This window comes from Streptomyces sp. NPDC055239, from assembly GCF_053606205.1.
On record NZ_JBSGRD010000013.1, the window covers coordinates 1 to 18534 of the forward strand.

Sequence of the window (18534 nt, forward strand, 5' to 3'; positions counted from 1 at the left end):
GCACACCCCGCACACCCACCAAAAACCGCGCCACCACACCACCCAACACACCCGAACCACCCGACACCAACACCCAACCACCACCACCGTCACCGCCACCGCCACCGCCACCCTCCGACGGAGCAACAACCTCCGACGGGACAACAGCCGGAACACTCAACACCAACTTCCCCACATGCCCCGCCCGACTCATCAACCCAAACGCCTCACCAGCACGCCGCACATCCCATTCCCGCCTCGGCAGCAACTCCAGCGCACCGGCCTCGAACAGCCCCACCACCTCACGCAGCATCTCCCCCAGCCGCTCCGGCGCCACGTCCGCCAAGTCGAACGCCCGGTACATCACGCCCTCGTAGGCGGCAGCAACCTCGCCCGGGTCCCGCACGTCCGCCTTGCCCAACTCCACGAACCGGCCCCCCGGACGCACCAACCCCAACGACGCATCCACCAACTCCCCCGCCAAAGAATCCACCACCACATCCACACCCGACCCAAACACCTCCGCAAACCCCACCGACCGCGACGAAGCAATCCGATCCCCCGAAACACCCAACCCCCGCACCACCGACCACTTCGACTCACTCGCCGTCGCACACACCTCCGCCCCCAACCACCGAGCCAACTGCACCGCAGCCATCCCCACACCACCCGCAGCCGCATGCACCAACACCGACTCACCCGACCGCACACCCGCCACATCCACCAACGCATAAAACGCCGTCACAAACGCCACCGGCACCGAAGCAGCCTCAACAAACGACCACCCCACCGGAACCCCCACCACCACCCGCTCATCCACCACGACGGAGGACCGGAATCCGTCCTGCCAGACGCCCATCACCCGGTCGCCGACCGCCACACCCGTGACGGCGGATCCGACCCCGGTGACCACGCCGGCGCCCTCACTGCCCATCCGCGCGTTCTCCGCGTCCGGATACATGCCCAGGGGAATCAGGACGTCCCGGAAGTTGAGCCCGACGGCGCGGATCTCGATCCGCACCTCGCGCTCGCCCAGAGCGCGGTCTGCGTCGTTCTCCGGCGCCGGACCCCAGACGACCCCTTCCAGCGTGCCGTTCCCGGCGTGAGTGAGCCGCCGTTCCCCGGCCAGGTCCTCGTCGTGCGCCGAGGCGGAATCGTCGTGTCCCCGCGCCGGGGCGAGGCCGTGGTCCGACGTCAGCGGTGCGTCGCCACGCACCAGTCGAGGGGCGAGCAAGTCGCCTCCCCGGAGCGCGAGTTGGGGTTCGTCAGCGGTCAGGGCCCGCAGTACCGTGTCGGATGCCGTGGGGGTGTGGTCGAGTACGTCAAGGAGGACGAAACGTCCGGGGTGCTCGGTCTGCGCCGAGCGCACCATGCCCCATACGGGTGAGGCCGCGAGGTGGTCCATGCGCTCGCCGTCGTGGACCTGGACCGCTCCGCCGGTGACGAGGACCAGCCGGGACTCCGTGAACCGCTCGCAGGCCAGCCACCGCTGCACGAGCTGCAGCGCATGAAGGGCGGTGCGTTCGGCGGCTGCGGCCGTGTCATCGTCGGTGTCCGGGAATGCTTCGGCCCGCAGATCCACCACGACGTGTCCGGGGGCCGACAACTCCTCACGGGTCAGGTGTTCCTCCAGTGCTGCCAGGTCGGCACACCCGTCGTAGGCCGGATCCGTATCGGGCAGTCCGGCGGACGTCTCACCGAGCACCGCGACACACAGGGGTTCCGCGTCCTGGGCCGACGCCGGTACGGAGGTCCAGGCCACCCGGTAGGCGGCGGCGACGCCGTCCTCGGGCGGCGCGGGCAGGCGCGCCACGTCGAGCGGGCGGGTCAGCAGTCCGTCGGCGGACAGGACCGGCAGCCCCGCGCTGTCCGTGGCCCGTACCGAGAAAGCGCCCTCGGCGGTCGGCGTGAGCGTTGCCCGCAGTCGGGTCGCGCCGGTGGCGTGCAGGGTGACGCCGGTCCAGAGGAAGGGCAGCCGACCGACGTGCTCGCCGTCCGCGCAGGCCGGCCAAGCGTGGAGGGCCGCGTCCAGGAGCGCGGGATGGATACCGAAGCCCGTCACGTCCGCCTCGGGAAGGGAGACCTCGGCGAACAGTTCGCCCTCGGACCCGCGCCACACCTTCGTGAGGCCCCGGAACTGCGGTCCATACGTGAGACCTTGCTCGTCCAGTCGCTCGTAGAGCCCCGTGATGTCCACGTGTCGCGCGTCCGCGGGCGGCCAGATTTCCGGGCCGGCGGGGTCTTTGTGCCCGGCGCCGCTCACCAGCGTCGCGCGCGCGTGCCGGACCCAGCCCCCTTCCTGGAACGCGGAACCCTGGAGACGGGCATGGACATCCACCGCGTGGCTGCCGTCCTCCGCCGCCCCGGCCACCAGCACCTGGACATGGGCCGGCCGGGACGCGTCCAGGAGCAGCGGGGTCTCGAGGGTCAGTTCCTCGACCCGGTCGCAGCCGACCGCGTCCCCGGCGCGCAGGACCATGTCCAGCAGCGCCGTGCCAGGCACCAGCACGCGGCCACGTACGGCGTGGTCTCGCAACCAGGGCTGTTCCCGCAGTGACAGGCGCCCGGTGAACAGCATCCCACCGGTCCCGGGCAGTGGCACGGCGCTGCCGAGCAGGGTGTGCCCCGTGACCTCCATGCCGTCCTGGTGCCCGGGCGTACCGCGACGGACGGTGCCGCTGTCGGCCACCCAGTACCGCTTCCGCTGGAAGGCGTACGTGGGAAGCTCGACCCGCCGGACCGGGCGGCCGTCGTAGGCGCGGGCCCACCGCACAGGGACGCCGGTCACGAACGCCTCGGCGAGCGACCGCAGCAGGCGCGGCCGACCGCCGTCGTCACGGCGCAGTGTGCCCGTGACGGTCGCGTCCGTCCCGTGGTCCTCGGCGGTGATCTGGACGCCGGTGGTCAGCACCGGGTGCGCGCTCACCTCGACGAACCTGCGGAATCCCGCGTCGAGCAGGGCCCGTACGGTCTCCTCGAAGCGGACGGTGGACCGCAGATTGCGGTACCAGTACGTGCCGTCCAGTTCCGTATGGGCGAGCTCGCCTCCGGTCACCGTGGAGAAGAACGGCACCCGCCCCGGGCGCGGCACCACGTCGGCTGCCGCCTTTTCGACCTGGGCGCGGATGTTCTCGACCTGAACGCAGTGGGAGGCGTAGTCGACGGGGATGCGGCGGGCCCGTATGCCGTGGGGCTCGCAGTCCGCCATCAGGAGGTCCAGCGCCTCCACGCTGCCGGAAACCACCGTCGTGGCCGGGCTGTTCACGGCGGCGATCGTCGCCACGCCCTCATACGGGGCGATCAGTTGCTCCACCTCCGCGAGGGGCCGTTCCACCGCGACCATGCCACCGTGACCGGCGAGTTCGGCGGCGATCGCCCGACTCCGCAGCGCCACCACCCGCGCACCGTCCTCCAGACTCAGCGCGCCCGCCACCACCGCCGCAGCGATCTCACCCTGCGAATGGCCCACGATCGCGGCCGGACGGACGCCATAGGACTCCCACACCGCGGCCAGCGACACCATCACGGCCCACAACACGGGCTGCACCACATCAACCCGCTCCAACGCCGCTTCGTCCCGCAGCGCTTGCAACAGAGGAACATCCACATACGGCTCCAAAACCGCAGCACACTCCCCCATCCGCTCCGCGAACACCGGCACATCCGCCAACAACTCCACCGCCATACCCACCCACTGCGACCCCTGCCCCGGAAACACGAAGACGACGCGGTCGTCGGAGGTGGTGGCCGTGCCGTGGACGACGGCGGGCGTCTGTCGGCCCTCCGCGAGGTCGGTCAACGCGCTCGCCAACCCGGCGCCGTTCGCGCCGAGGACGACTGCCCGGTGGTCGAGTGCGGCGCGGGTGGTCGCGAGGGCGTGGCCGATGTCGTCGGCCCGGGCGGTGCCGGTGATGCCTTCCGCCAACGGCAACAGGTGCCTGGCCTGGTCACGCAGGGCCGCGTCGGACAGCGCCGACAGTGTCCAGGGTTCGGTCGTGCCGTCGGGACGGGGGGCGTCGTCGTGGGTCTCGGTGTCCGGGCCCTGTTCCAGGATGACGTGGGCGTTCGTTCCGCTGACTCCGAACGAGGAGACTCCGGCGCGCCGGGGCCGTCCCGTCTCGGGCCAGTCGCGCGGCTCGGTGAGGAGGGCCACGGTGCCGGGAGACCAGTCGACGTGCGCGGAGGGCTCTTCGGCGTGCAGGGTCCGGGGCAGGGCACTGTGCCGCAGGGCGAGAACGCTCTTGATGACGCCCGCGACGCCGGCGGCGGCCTGGGTGTGCCCGATGTTCGACTTCACCGACCCCAGCCACAACGGCCGCTCGGCATCACGACCCTGCCCGTACGTGGCCAGCAACGCCCCGGCCTCGATCGGATCACCCAGCCGCGTACCCGTACCGTGCGCCTCCACCACATCCACATCCGACGCATCCACACCCGCATCCGCCAACGCCGCCCGGATCACCCGCTGTTGCGCGGGACCACTGGGCGCGGACAGCCCGTTGGACGCGCCGTCCTGATTGACCGCACTGCCCCGCACGACAGCGAGGACCTGATGCCCGTTGCGCCGCGCGTCTGACAGACGTTCGACGACGAGGATGCCGACTCCCTCGGCGAACCCGGCGCCGTCCGCGCCCGCTCCGAACGCCTTGCTGCGGCCGTCGGGGGCCAGGCCGCCCTGGCGGGTGAACTCGGTGAAGATGCCCGGGGTGGACATGACAGTGACGCCACCGGTGAGGGCGAGGTCGCACTCGCCCTGGCGGAGCGAGCGCACGGCCAGGTGCAGGGCGACCAGCGAGGACGAACAGGCCGTGTCCACGGTGAGAGCCGGTCCCTGAAGTCCGAGCGTGTAGGCGATGCGGCCGGAGAGGACACTGCCGATGTTGCCCGTGGCTACGTATCCGGCGGTCTCCTCGGGGACGTCGGGGCTGACGGTGAGGTAGTCGCCGCCGTTGGTGCCGGTGAACACGGCGGTGCGGGTGCCGTGCAGGCCGGTCGGGTCGATGCCCGCCTGTTCGAGGGCTTCCCAGGAGGTTTCGAGGAGCAGCCGCTGCTGCGGGTCCATCGCCAGTGCCTCACGCGGTGAGATGCCGAAGAACTCCGCGTCGAAGTCGCCCGCGTCGTGCAGGAACCCGCCCTCATGTGCGCTCGACGTGCCGGTGCGCCCACCGGAGTCGCCCGCGCGGAGTGTGTCGAGGTCCCAGCCCCGGTCGCCGGGGAACGGGGTGATGGCGTCGCCACCGTCGCGGAGCAGGCGCCACAGGTCCTGCGGAGAGCGCACGTCCCCGGGGAAGCGACAGCTCATGCCGACGATGGCGATCCGGTCGTCCTTGTCCGCCGGGGTCGGGGCGGGTGCGGGTGCCGGGGCCGGGTCTGCGTTTTTGTCGTCGACGAGTTGGTCGCGCAGGTGGGCTGCGAGGGTCCGGGCGTTGGGGTGGTCGAAGACGACGGTGGAGGGCAGGCGCAGTCCGGTCACCTTGTTCAGCCGGTTGCGCAGTTCGACGGCGGTGACGGAGTCGAAGCCGAGATCCCGGTATGCGGTCGTGGGTTCGACGGCGTCGGGTCCGGAGTGGCCGAGGACCTTGGCGGCCTGTTCGCGGACGAGGGTGAGCAGGGCGGCCTGTTGTTCGGTCCGGTCGCCCAGCGCGGTGATGCGGGCGGCGATCCCGTCGGTGCCCGCGGTCGTGTCCGTGGCCGACCGCGGGGCCGCGGCGGTGAGCTGTCGTGTCTCCGGCAGGTCGGCGAGGAACGGGCTGGGGCGGGTTGCGGTGTAGGCCACGTGGAACCTGTCCCACTCCACGTCCGCGACCAGGACGGTCGGTTCGGTGTCACCGGCCACCGCGAGGAGGGCCGCGGCCGCCAGGTCGGGGTCCATCACGGGCAGGCCGTGGCGGCCGGCGTTCGCCTCGATGTCGCCCTGGCCGGCCATGCCCCGCTCGTCCCAGATGCTCCAGGCGATGGAGGTGGCGGGCAGCCCCAGGGCGTGCCGTTGCTCGGCGAGGGCGTCCAGATAGGCGTTGCCGGGGGCGTAGTTGCCCTGCCCGGAGGCGCCCAGGGTGCCGGCCAGGGAGGAGAAGAGCACGAAGGCGTCGAGGTCGGTGTCCTGGGTCAGCTCGTGCAGGTGCCAGGCGCCGTCGGCCTTGACTCGCAGGACCTGGTCGATCTGCTCGGGGGTGAGGCGTTCGACGACGGAGTCGTCGAGGACGGCCGCGGTGTGGACGACCGCCGTCAGCGGGCAGTCGGCGGACACCGTGGCGAGCAGGTCGGCGAGGGCCGCGCGGTCTCCGACGTCGCAGGCGGCAAGGGTGACGCGTACGCCGGTCTCCTCCAGCTCCGCGCTCAGTTCGGCGGCACCCGGTGCGTCGGGGCCACGTCGGCCGGCCAGCAGGAGGTGTTCGGCGCCCGTCCGGGCGAGGTGGCGGGCCACGCGGGCGCCGAGGCCTCCGGTGCCGCCGGTCACCAGGACGGTGCCACGTGGGCGCCATGCCGGGCGAGTGCCGGGGGCACTGGTGCGGGAGAGGCGGCGGACGAGGGCGCCGGACGGGCGCAGGGCCACTTGGTCCTCGCCGGTGTCGCCGGACAGGACGGCCGCGAGGAGACGGCCCGTGCGCGCGTCGGGCCGTGCGGGCAGGTCGATGAGGCCGCCGAACCGCTCGGGGTGTTCCAGAGCCGCGATCCTGCCGAGGCCCCACACCATGTGCTGGGCAGCGGCGTTGTCCCGGACGGTGCGCAGGTCCTGGGCTCCGACGGTGACGGCGTCGTGGGTCAGGCACCACAGGGGGCCGCCGGTCCCGGCCTCGCCGAGGGCCTGGAGCAGGGCGACCGTCGTGGTGAGGCCGGTGCGCGGGACGCCGTCCGCGGTTGCGGCGCCGTCGGCGGCGGTCAGCAGGGAAAGCACGCCCGCGATCGTTCCGTCGGGCAGCCGGCCCGCGATGTCGTCGCGCGTGGCGTTCGCGGTCAGGGTGAGCGTGGTGACGTCACCGCCGTGGTCGCGTACGGCGGCGGCGACAGCTTCGGCGCAGACGGTCGCCGCGGCGGAGTCGGCGGGCACGGCCAGCAGCCATGTGCCCTTCAGAACCGGGTTGTTAGGCAGGGCGGCGGGGGTCCAGCGCACGTGGTACCGCCAGGAGTCCACGGCGGCCGTGGCCGTACGGTTCCGGCGCCAGGTCCGCAGGGCGGGCAGCACGCCGTCCAGGGTGTCGCCGTCGACGTCGAGGAGCCCGGCCAGGGTTTCGGCGTCGTCGCTCTGCACGGCCTCCCAGAAGCCGCTGTCGTCGGCGGGACGCGAGGTGTCCTGCGCGGTGGCGGGCCTGCGGAGCGTGTCGGAGTCCCACCAGTAGCGCTCGCGCTGGAAGGCGTAGGTGGGCAGATCGACGTGTCCGGTGTCGGCGGCGGCGAGCATCCGCGCCCAGTCCACGGACACTCCGTGCGCGAAGGCTTCGCCGAGCGAGGCGAACAGGCGTCGCGCCCCTCCGTCGTCGCGGCGCAGCGTTCCGGTCACCGCGGCCTCGTGGCCGGCCGCATCGAGCGTGTCCTGCACGGCCGCGGTCAGCACCGGGTGGGCGCTGCATTCCACGAACGCTCCGGCATCCGTCGCGGCGAGAGCGCGTACGGCTTCTTCGAAACGCACCGTACTGCGCAGGTTGCGCACCCAGTAGGCGGCGTCCGGCACGTCGTCGCCGAGCCAGTCGGCGGTGACCGTCGAGAAGAACGGCACCTTAGCGCGGCCCGCCCGGATCGGGGCCAGGTCGGCCAGAATCCGGTCGGTCAGCGCGTCCACCTGCGCCGAGTGCGAGGCGTAGTCGACCGGGATGCGGCGGTAGCGTACTCCGTCGCGCTCACACCGGGTCCTGAGTGCGTCGAGTCCTTCGGGGGTGCCCGAGACGACGGTGGCGGTGGGCCCGTTGACCGCGGCGATGGTCACGGGGGCCGTGATGCCGTCCAGAAGGCGGCGCACGTTCTTCTCGGAGGATGCCACGGATGCCATGCCGCCGTGGCCGGCGAGTTCGGCGGCGATCGCCCGACTCCGCAGCGCCACCACCCGCGCACCGTCCTCCAAACTCAACGCACCCGCCACCACCGCGGCGGCGATCTCACCCTGCGAATGACCCACCACCGCAGCCGGACGCACCCCCACCGACTCCCACACCGCGGCCAGCGACACCATCACGGCCCACAGCGCGGGCTGGACAACCTCCACCCGCTCCAACGCCGCTTCATCCCGCAGCGCTTGCAACAGAGGAACATCCAGATGGGGCGCGAGCGCCGCGGCGCACTCGTCCATCCGCTGCGCGAACACCGGTGAGTCGTCCAGCAGTTCCACCGCCATGCCGGTCCACTGCGAGCCCTGCCCCGGAAACACGAACACCGTCCGCGCCACAGCACCATCGACCCGGACCACACCAACGTCACCCACGCCCCGGGCCAGAGCCCGCACCCCAGCAACCAACTCCTCCCGCGACCCACCCGCAACCACCGCACGATGCCCATGCACCGCCCGCCCGGACGCGAGAGCGGCGCTGACATCCGTGACGGAGGTGTCGGGCCGGGCCTCGACGCAGGCCGCCAGCCGACCGGCCTGCGCACGCAGCGCGTTGTGGCTGCGTGCGGAGATCACCCAGGGCACGACCGGGAGTTCGGTGCGTCGGGCCGCCCCCGACCCGGTCTGAACTGGTGCCTCTTCGAGAACAAGGTGGGCGTTGGTGCCGCTGATGCCGAACGAGGACACACCCGCCCGACGCACCCGCCCCGCCTCCGACCACTCACGCGCCTCGGCAAGCAACCGCACCCCACCAGAAGACCAGTCCACGTGCGCCGACGGCCGACCGGCATACAACGAAGCAGGCAACGCGCCATGCCGCAACGCCTGCACCATCTTGATGACACCGGCCACACCGGCAGCGGCCTGAGTGTGCCCCACATTCGACTTCACCGACCCCAGCCACAACGGCCGCTCCGCACCACGCCCCTGCCCATACGTCGCCAGCAACGCCTCCGCCTCGATCGGATCGCCCAGCCTCGTCCCCGTACCGTGCGCCTCCACCACATCCACATCCGACGCATCCAGACCCGCATCCGCCAACGCCGCCCGAATCACCCGCTGCTGCGCAGGACCACTCGGCGCGGACAGCCCATTGGACGCACCGTCCTGATTGACCGCACTGCCCCGCACCACCGCAAGCACGCGATGCCCATTGCGCCGGGCATCCGACAGACGCTCCAGGACAAGCACGCCGACACCCTCGGACATCCCGATGCCGTCGGCGTCGGCCGAGAAGGGCTTGCACCGGCCGTCGGCCGCCAGCCCCCGCTGTCGCCCGAACTGCACGAAGGGGGCGGGGGTGGCCATGACGGTCACGCCGCCGGCCAGGGCCAGATCGCACTCGCCCGACCGCAGGGCCCTGCCCGCCAGGTGTATCGCCACCAGCGACGACGAGCACGCCGTGTCCACCGTCACCGCGGGACCCTCGAAACCGAACGTGTACGCCACCCGGCCCGACAGGACGCTGCCCGCGCTGCCGGTCATGAGCAAGCCCTCGACGTGCCCCGGGGTCTGGTCCAGCGGCGGTGCGTAGTCGTGGTACACCTGTCCCGCGAAAACGCCGGTGCGGGTGCCGTGCAGGCCGTCCGCGTCGAGTCCCGCCTGTTCGAGGGCTTCCCAGGAGGTCTCGAGAAGCAGCCGCTGCTGCGGGTCCATCGCCAGCGCCTCACGCGGTGAGATGCCGAAGAAGCCGGCGTCGAAGTCGCCCGCGTCGTACAGGAATCCGCCCTCACGGGTGTACGACGTGCCGGTGTGGTCCGGGTCGGGGTGGTAGAGCCCGTCGAGGTCCCAGCCGCGGTCCGCCGGGAAGCGGCCGATGCCGTCCGCGCCGGTGGCCGTCAGCTCCCAGAGCTCTTCGGGACTGGTGACGCCTCCGGGGTAGCGGCAGGCCATGCCGACGATCGCGAGGGGTTCGTCGGTGGGTGCGGTCGGCGCGGCGGACTCCTCCTGCCGACCCGGTCCCACCAACTCGACCAGGTGGGCGGCCAGTTCGGATGGGGTGGGACGGTCGAAGACCAGTCCGGCGGGAAGGCGCAGTCCGGTCGCGTTGTTCAGACGGTTCCGCAGTTCGAGTGCGCTGAGCGAGTCGAAGCCCAAGTCCCGGAAGGCGCGGGTGACGGGGATCCGATCGGCCGAGGCGTGGCCGAGGACAGCGGAGGACAGGTCACGTACGAGTCCGAGTGCCAGGTCCATCCGCTCGTCCGGTGCCAGGGCCGTCAGACGCTCGGTGAACGTCTCGTCGGCACCCGCGGGCCGCGCCGGACGGACGAGTCCGCGCAGCAGCGCGGGTATCCCCTCGCCGGGCGCTTGTTCGCGTACCCGGCGCAGGTCCAGTTTGGTGGGGACGACGAGCGGCCCGCGGTCGGCGACCGCTCGGTCGAACAGCGCGAGGGCCTCGTCCTCGGGCAGGGGCGCCACACCGAGCCGGGCCAGCCTCGTGCGGTCGGTGGTGTCCAGGCCGGAGGCCATGCCGCCGCTGAGGTCGTCCTGTTCCCACAGGCCCCAGACCTGGCTCTGTGCCGGCAGACCGAGGTCGGCGCGGTGGACGGCGAGTGCGTCGAGGAACGCGTTGGCGGCGGCGTAGTTGGCCTGTCCCGCACCGCCGAGGACGCCGGAGACCGAGGACATGAGGACGAAGGCGGTCAGCGGCTCGTCGCGGGTGAGTTCGTGCAGGTTCCAGGCGGCGTCCACCTTGGGGCGCAGCACGGTGGTGAGCTGGTCGGGCGTCAGGGAGGTGACGACTCCGTCGTCGAGGGCGCCCGCCGCGTGCACCACGGCGGTGAGGGTGTGGTCGGCGCGGATGCCCGCGAGCGCGGTCTGCAGGGCGTCGTGGTCCGAAGGATCGCAGCCGAGTGTGGTCACCTCGCAGCCTGCCTCGGCGAGCTCTGAGGTGAGGTCGCCGGTGGCATCGGCTCCGCGTCGGCTGACGAGGACGAGTCGGCGTACGCCGTGCTCCTCGACCAGACGCCGGGCGATCAGGCGGCCGATGTGTCCGGTGGCGCCGGTGAGCAGGACCGTGCTGTCTGGTCCGAAGGGCATGGCGGTGTCGTCGGCCGGGCCCGTGACGCGGGCGAGCCGGAGGGTGTGGGCCTGGCCGGCGCGGAGCGCGACCTGGGGTTCGTCGCCCGCGGCGAGGGCGGGCAGGAGTCGCAGCGAATCGGGGTCCTGGTCGGTGTCGGCCAGGAGGAACCGTCCGGGAGTTTCGGTGTGCGCGGTGCGCAGGAAGCCCCAGACGGTGGCGGCGGCGACACCGGCCGCGGATGTCGTGCCGACGGCGGATGTCGGGCCGACCGCTCCCTCGGTGACGGCGAGGAGACGGGTTCCGGCCAGGCGTTCGTCGAGGAGCAGGGCGCGGGCGGTCTCCAGGGCCGTGGCCGCGTGGCCGTACGCAGCGTTCACCGTGTCGCTGTGCCGGTCGCGCACGGTCCACACGAGGACGTCGGGTGCGTCGGCGCCGACGTCGAGGGCGGCGCGCAGGCCGTCGAGGTCGCGGTAGGTGTCCGGTGCGGCGGCGGCTTTCCGCAGGGCGTCTGGGACCGGTGACGCGTCGTCGTCGGTGAGCACCGCCCAGTGGCCTGTGGCGCGCGCCTCGGCGGGCAGCGGCAGTGGTTCCCACTCCACGGCGAAGAGGGAGCGGCCCGCCGTGCCGTGCGACGCGGTGAGCTGTGTGGTGTCGGCGGGCCGCAGGGTGAGGGAGCCGATGCTCGCTACTGGCCGCCCCGACGGGTCGGCGAGGTCGAGGGCGACGGCGGAGCCGCCGGAGGGGGTGATCCTGGCGCGCAGTGTGCGGGCGCCGGTGGTGTGTACCGAGACCTCGTTGAAGGCGTACGGCAGGTGCAGTTCGCCCTCGGAGCGGCCGGTGGCAACCACGGCGTGCAGGACTGCGTCGAGGAGCGCCGGATGGAGGGCGAATCCCGCGCCCTCCGGGAATGCGGGCTCGTCGTGCTCGGGCAGGCGCGTCTCCGCGTAGACGGTGCCGTCGGGGGCGTTCCAGAGGCCGGTCAGGCGCTGGAAGGCGGGACCGTAGGCGTATCCGTCGTCGGCCAGTTCGTCGTAGAAGCCGGTGAGGTCGGTCCCGGTGGTGCCGGGGGGCGGCCAGGTGGCGGCCCAGTCGGGTGTGGCGGGGTCCGGTGCGGGGGCCGCCGTGCCGAGGGCCGCTGTCGCGTGGTGGGTCCAGGGCAGGTGGGAGTCCGGGGTGCCCGACGGGTCATCGGTTCCGGGGCGGCTGTGCACGGTCGCGGTGGCGCGTTCGGGGCCGTCGGCGGTGACGGTGACCTGGAGGTCCGTGGCGTCGCCGGCGGCGGGCAGCGGCAGCGGGGCGTGCAGGGTGAGTTCGTCGATGTGGGGGGTGCCGTATCGCGCGCCGGCGTGGGCCGCCAGTTCGAGCAGGGCGGTTCCCGGCAGGAGCGGGAGTGTGCCGACAGCGTGGTCGTAGAGCCATCGCTGGTTCTGCTCGGTGAGTCGTCCGGTCAGGACGAGGCTCTCGTCGACGGCGGTGCGCACTGCCGCGCCGAGCAGCGGGTGGCGGACCGGGGTGAGTCCGGCGGACGCGACGTCCGGGGAGCCGGTGCCGGTGTCGGGGGCGAGCCAGAAACGCTCTCGTTGGAAGGCGTACGAGGGCAGCGTGACGTGGCGGGCACCGGTGCCGGTGTAGATCTGGGACCAGTCCACGGGGACGCCGTGGGTGAAGACGGCGCTCAGCGAGGTCAGCAGGCGCCGCAGGCCGCCGTCGCCGAGGAGCAGCGAGCCGACCACGACCGCGTCCCGGTCGGCTTCCTCCAGTGTGTGCGTCACGTTCCCGGCCAGCACCGGGTGGGCGCTGCATTCCACGAAGGCGTCGAACCCGTCGGCGGCCAACTCCCGTACGGCTTCTTCGAAGCGGACCCGGTGACGGAGATTGCGCACCCAGTAGGCGGCGTCCGGCACGTCGTCGCCGAGCCAGTCGGCGGTGACCGTCGAGAAGAACGGCACCTTAGCGCGGCCCGCCCGGATCGGGGCCAGGTCGGCGAGAATCCGGTCGGTCAGCGCGTCCACCTGCGCCGAGTGTGAGGCGTAGTCGACCGGGATGCGGCGGGCCCGTATGCCACGGGGCTCGCAGTCCGCCATGAGGCTGTGGAGCGCGTCGGTGCCACCAGAGACCACGGTGGACGCCTGCCCGTTCACGGCAGCGATCGTCACCTCGCCCGCGTACGGGGCGATCAGCTGCTCCACCTCCGCGAGGGGGCGCTGCACCGCGACCATGCCGCCGTGGCCGGCGAGTTCGGCGGCGATCGCGCGACTGCGCAGCGCCACCACCCGCGCACCGTCCTCCAAACTCAACGCACCCGCCACCACCGCCGCAGCAATCTCACCCTGCGAATGACCCACCACCGCAGCCGGACGCACGCCATAGGACTCCCACACCGCGGCCAACGACACCATCACAGCCCACAACGCAGGCTGCACCACCTCCACCCGACCCAACGCCGCTTCATCCCGCAGCGCTTCCAGCAGGGGAACATCCAGATGGGGCGCGAGGGCCGCGGCGCACTCGTCCATCCGCTGCGCGAACACCGGCGAGTCGTCCAGCAGTTCAACCGCCATGCCGGTCCACTGCGAGCCCTGCCCCGGAAACACGAACACCGTCCGCGCCACAGCACCATCGACCCGCACCCCGCCAACCTCACCCACACCCCGGGCCAGAGCCCGCACCCCAGCAAGCAACTCCTCCCGCGACGCACCCGACACCACCGCACGATGCCCATGCACCGCCCGCCCGGACGCGAGGGAGAGACCCACGTCCGCGGCGGACACGTCCGGTCGGGCGTCCACGAATGCCGCGAGACGCTCCGCCTGGTCCCGGAGCGCGTCGGCACCGCGGGCCGAGAGGACCCACGGCACGACCGAAGGCACATCGCGACGGCTCACGGGCTCGATCGCGGCCGGGGCCTGTTCCACGATCACGTGGGCGTTGGTGCCGCTGATGCCGAACGAGGACACACCCGCCCGACGCTCCCGCCCCGCCTCCGACCACTCACGCGCCTCGGCAAGCAACCGCACCCCACCAGAAGACCAGTCCACGTGCGCCGACGGCCGACCGGCATACAACGAAGCAGGCAACGCGCCATGCCGCAACGCCTGCACCATCTTGATGACACCCGCGACGCCAGCGGCCGCCTGGGTGTGCCCAATGTTCGACTTCACCGAACCCAGCCACAACGGCCCCTCGCCACCACGGCCCTGCCCATACGTGGCCAGCAACGCCTCCGCCTCGATCGGATCACCCAGCCTCGTCCCCGTACCGTGCGCCTCCACCGCATCCACGTCCGACGCATCCAGGCCCGCGTCCGCCAACGCCGATCGGATCACCCGCTGTTGAGCGGAACCACTGGGCGCGGACAGGCCGTTGGACGCGCCGTCCTGATTGACCGCACTGCCCCGCACCACCGCGAGAACCTCGTGCCCGTTGCGTCGGGCGTCCGACAGACGTTCCAGGACAAGCACGCCGACACCCTCGGACCACGCCGTTCCGTCGGCGTCGGCCGAGAAGGGCTTGCACCGGCCGTCGGCCGCCAGCCCCCCTTGCCGGCCGAACTCGCGGAACATGCCGTCCGTCGCCATGACGGCGACGCCACCGGCCAGGGCCAGGTCGCACTCGCCCGACCGCAGGGCCTTGCCGGCCAGGTGCACGGCCACCAGCGACGACGAACACGCCGTGTCCACCGTCACCGCGGGACCCTCGAAACCGAACGTGTACGCCACCCGGCCCGAGATCACGCTGGGAGTGCTGCCGGTGAGGATCTGGCCTGCGAGGTGGTCCGGTGCCTGGTGGGCGCGTGGGCCGTAGTCGTGGGTGGTGGCGCCGACATAGACGCCGGTGGCCGAGCGTCGCAGACCGTCCGGGTCCATCCCGGCCTGTTCGAGGGCTTCCCAGGAGGTCTCGAGGAGCAACCGCTGCTGCGGGTCCATCGCCAGCGCCTCACGCGGCGCGATACCGAAGAACTCCGCGTCGAAGTCCGCCGCCGCGGCGAGGAATCCGCCACCGGGAGCGGTCTCCCCCGTGTCCGTTCCGTGCGAGGCCCAGCCACGGTCCGTGGGCCAGGTCGTGGCAGCATGTGCGCCGTCGGCGACGAGACGCCAGAGATCGTCCGCCGAGCCGACTCCGCCGGGGTACCGGCAGGCCATGCCGACCACGGCGACGGGTTCGTCGTCGGTGTGCCGCAGGCGCTTGTCCTGCTCGTGCGCCGGGCCAGTCGTCTCGCCGTCGGGACGAGCGGCGGGCGTCGTGGAACCCGGGTGGTCCGGGGTTGGGGTCGTCACGTGGGGCGACTTCGCGCGAGCGGCCAGTCCGGTGGCGGGTTCGCGGGAATCGAGGGGTTCGCGGGAATCGAGGGGCTCGTGAGACCCATCCTGCAGACCGGTGGGCCGGTCGACGGTGGTACGTGAGACGTCGATGTGCGCGGCCAGGGCCTGGGGCGTGGGGTGGTCGAACACCGTGCTCGCCTTGACGGGCAGTCCCGTGCACGCCGCGAGTATCGTGCCGAGTTCCTGGATCATGACGGAGTCGAAACCGAGATCCTTGAACGTGAGTGTCGGGTCGACGGGGCTCGTGTCCCGCATGACGAGGGCCGCCTGTTCGCACACGAAGGTGCGCAGGGCCGCCGTCCGTTTCGGTCCGGTGAGCGCGCTCAGCCGGGTGAACTCCTCACGACCGAGGCTCGCGGTGTCCGTGCCGCTGCTGGCCGCTGCGGTGTCGGGTGCCTCCGTGGTGGCCGATACCGGCTCGGCGTCGAGCCAGAAGCGACGGCGCTGGAAGGGGTAGGTCGGCAGGTCGACGCCTCGGGCGCCGACCAGCAGAGGGGCCCAGTCGACGTCGACGCCCGACACCCACAGCTCCGCCAGCGACTTGACCGATACGCGGTTCTCGGTTTCTTCAACCAGCGAGATGACGACGGGCAGGGTCTCGGCATCCGCGCCCGCAGCCAACGACGTGAGAGCCGCGTCCGGGCAGATCTCCACGAAGGCCGACATGTCGCTGTCCCGCAACAGCGCCGCCAGGCCGTCGGCGCATGGAGTCGTCTCACGCGCCTGTCGCACCCAGTGCGCCGGGTCCTGGAGCTGTGCGGGTTCCACCGCCCCTCCCAGCGCCGTCGACGCCACGGGCAGCCGCGGGGCTTCGGACTCGACCGAGGACAGCACCCTGAGGTAGGCCTCCGCCTCATCGGCCGACGAGGTCTCGCTCAGCCAGCCGCGCGCCAGCACCACCCGAGCCGCGTCCCGCAGCGACCACACGCCCGACACGTGCGCGGCCGTCAGCTCGCCCACCGCGTGTCCCACCACGGCCGACGGCACCAGACCCCACGACGCCAGCAGCCGCCACGAGGCCACGCCGAACGCGAAGGCTCGGGCCTGCGCCCGCCCCTCGCTCTCCGGCTCCTCGCCAGTCCCCCTGTCCCTGGCCCGACGCAGCTCCGCGCCGAACACCCCGTCCTCCAGCCCGAGCCGCGCATTCGCCCCCGTCGGCAGACCGAGCGTGTCGACGACCTCTGGGGCCACCTCGTCGAAGGCTTCGTACACCTCCGCCAACGCCTCGGCGAACACGGGGAAGACGGACAGAGCCAGGCCCGCGCCGCCGTCCTTCGGGGCCCGGCCCGAGAACACCACTCCCACCTCGCCCGACGTCGCCGGGCCGGACAACACGACGTCGGGCCCGGGGGTCCCGTCGGCGAGTCCGCGCACTGCGGTCAGCAGCTTTTCGTGCGAGGGCGCCACGACGGCAGCCCGCCGCTCGAAGCCCTTGCGGGACGCGGCGAGGGACCATGCGACATCCGTCGCTGACGCTTCCGTGTCGTTGACCGCGCCGCTGCCTGCCAGCCGGGACGCGGCGTCACGCAGGGCGGCCTCGCTGCGTCCGGACAACAGCCACGGCACTTCGGGAAGAGATGATGCCGACGCGTCGGCGGGCGCGACCGGGCGGGGGTCCCAGCCGGACAGGACCACATGACAGTTGGTGCCGCCCATGCCGAAGGAGCTGACGCCTGCGACGAGTTCGCCGTACTCGCCATCGGGCCCCGTGGAGCTGACGGGCCACGGACTCAGTTCCCGCTGCACACGGATGTTCAGTTCCTCGAAGGGGATCCGGGGGTTGGGGTTCTTGAAGTTGAGGCTGGCGGGCAGTCGGCGATGCTTGAGGGAGAGGACGACCTTGATGAGACCGGCTATACCGGCGGCCCCGCCGAGGTGACCGATGTTGGTCTTCACCGATCCGACGGCGAGGGGCCGGTCCGCCGGGCGGTGACGGCCGAGCGCATCGCCCAGTGCGGCGGCCTCGACGGGGTCCCCGGTGGGAGTGCCGGTGCCGTGCAGTTCGACGTAGCCGACGGCCCCGGGCGCGATGCCGGCGCTCCGGTAGGCGGAGGTGAGGACGTCGGACTGGGCCTCGGCGGTCGGGGCCGTCAGGGTCGCTCCGGCGTAATCGTTGTTGGTCGCGCTGCCGCGGACCAGGCACAGGATGCGGTCGCCATCGGCGAGTGCGGTGTCAAGGCGCTTCAGGACGACGGCGCCGCCGCCCTCGCCCGGTACGTAGCCGTCGGCGCGCTCGTCGAAGGTGTAGCAACCACCGCGTGTGGACAGCGCACCGAGGCGATCGGCGAGCAGCACGCTCTGCGGCAGCAGATGGAGATTGACTCCGCAGACCAGGGCGGCGTCGGACTCGCCCGCGCGCAGGCTCGCACCAGCGAGATGGAGTGCGACCAGGGAGGAGGACTGCGCGGAGTCGACGGTGATGCTCGGTCCGCGGGCACCGAGGAAGCCGGCCAGTCGGTTGGCGAGGACACCGCGTGCCACGCCGGTGAGCGCGTGCTGCGTAGCGAGCGTCTGGGCGTGCGGGGCGAGGAGTTGGGCGTAGTCGTCGCCGGTGACGCCGACGAATGTGCCGAGCCGGGTGCCACGGATCCGGTCCGGCGTGATCCGGGCGTCCTCCAGCGCCTCCCAGCCCAGTTCGAGGGCGAGCCGCTGCTGGGGGTCCACGAACGGGGCCTCCCGGGGCGAGATGCCGAAGAACGCGGCGTCGAACTCGTCGACGTGCTCCAGATAGGCACCGTGGCGAGGAGTCTGGCCGGCTGCGGCTCCCGTCCAGCGCCCGGGCGGCACCTCTCCGACACCGCTCCCGCCTGAGGCAAGGAGCCGCCACAGCTCGTCCGGGTTCTCCGCCCCGGCGAAGCGACACGAGACACCGACGATGGCGAGCGCCGAGTCCCGGCCGTCCGCTGCCCTCATGAGTGCGTCTCCTTAGATGTGCTGGATCACCCAGATTCCCTGGGTTCCCGATACCCCGAAATCTCCGCAAGAGGGGGCCGATAAACAGAATGAAAACCTGCATGCATTCCCCCGAAATCGGGTTACGGAAGAATACGAGCAGCACGCCCTACGAGCGTCCCACGCTTTCACCCGGCAGGTGCGGGACCATCGGCGAACTCCGCCGTTACATCTCCGGGCGATAAAATTCGTCGCGTCGTGGCGCACCGCTTCTCCCTGCA

General features: G+C 72.1%; 1 protein-coding gene. It reads right to left on the reverse strand.

Translation table 11 applies throughout. The features are described from left to right. Window positions 1-18274: type I polyketide synthase (locus tag ACWFRJ_RS33320; protein ID WP_453539459.1), on the reverse strand; the 18274-nt coding region annotated here is incomplete at its 3' end. Window positions 18275-18534: the final 260 nt, after the last annotated feature.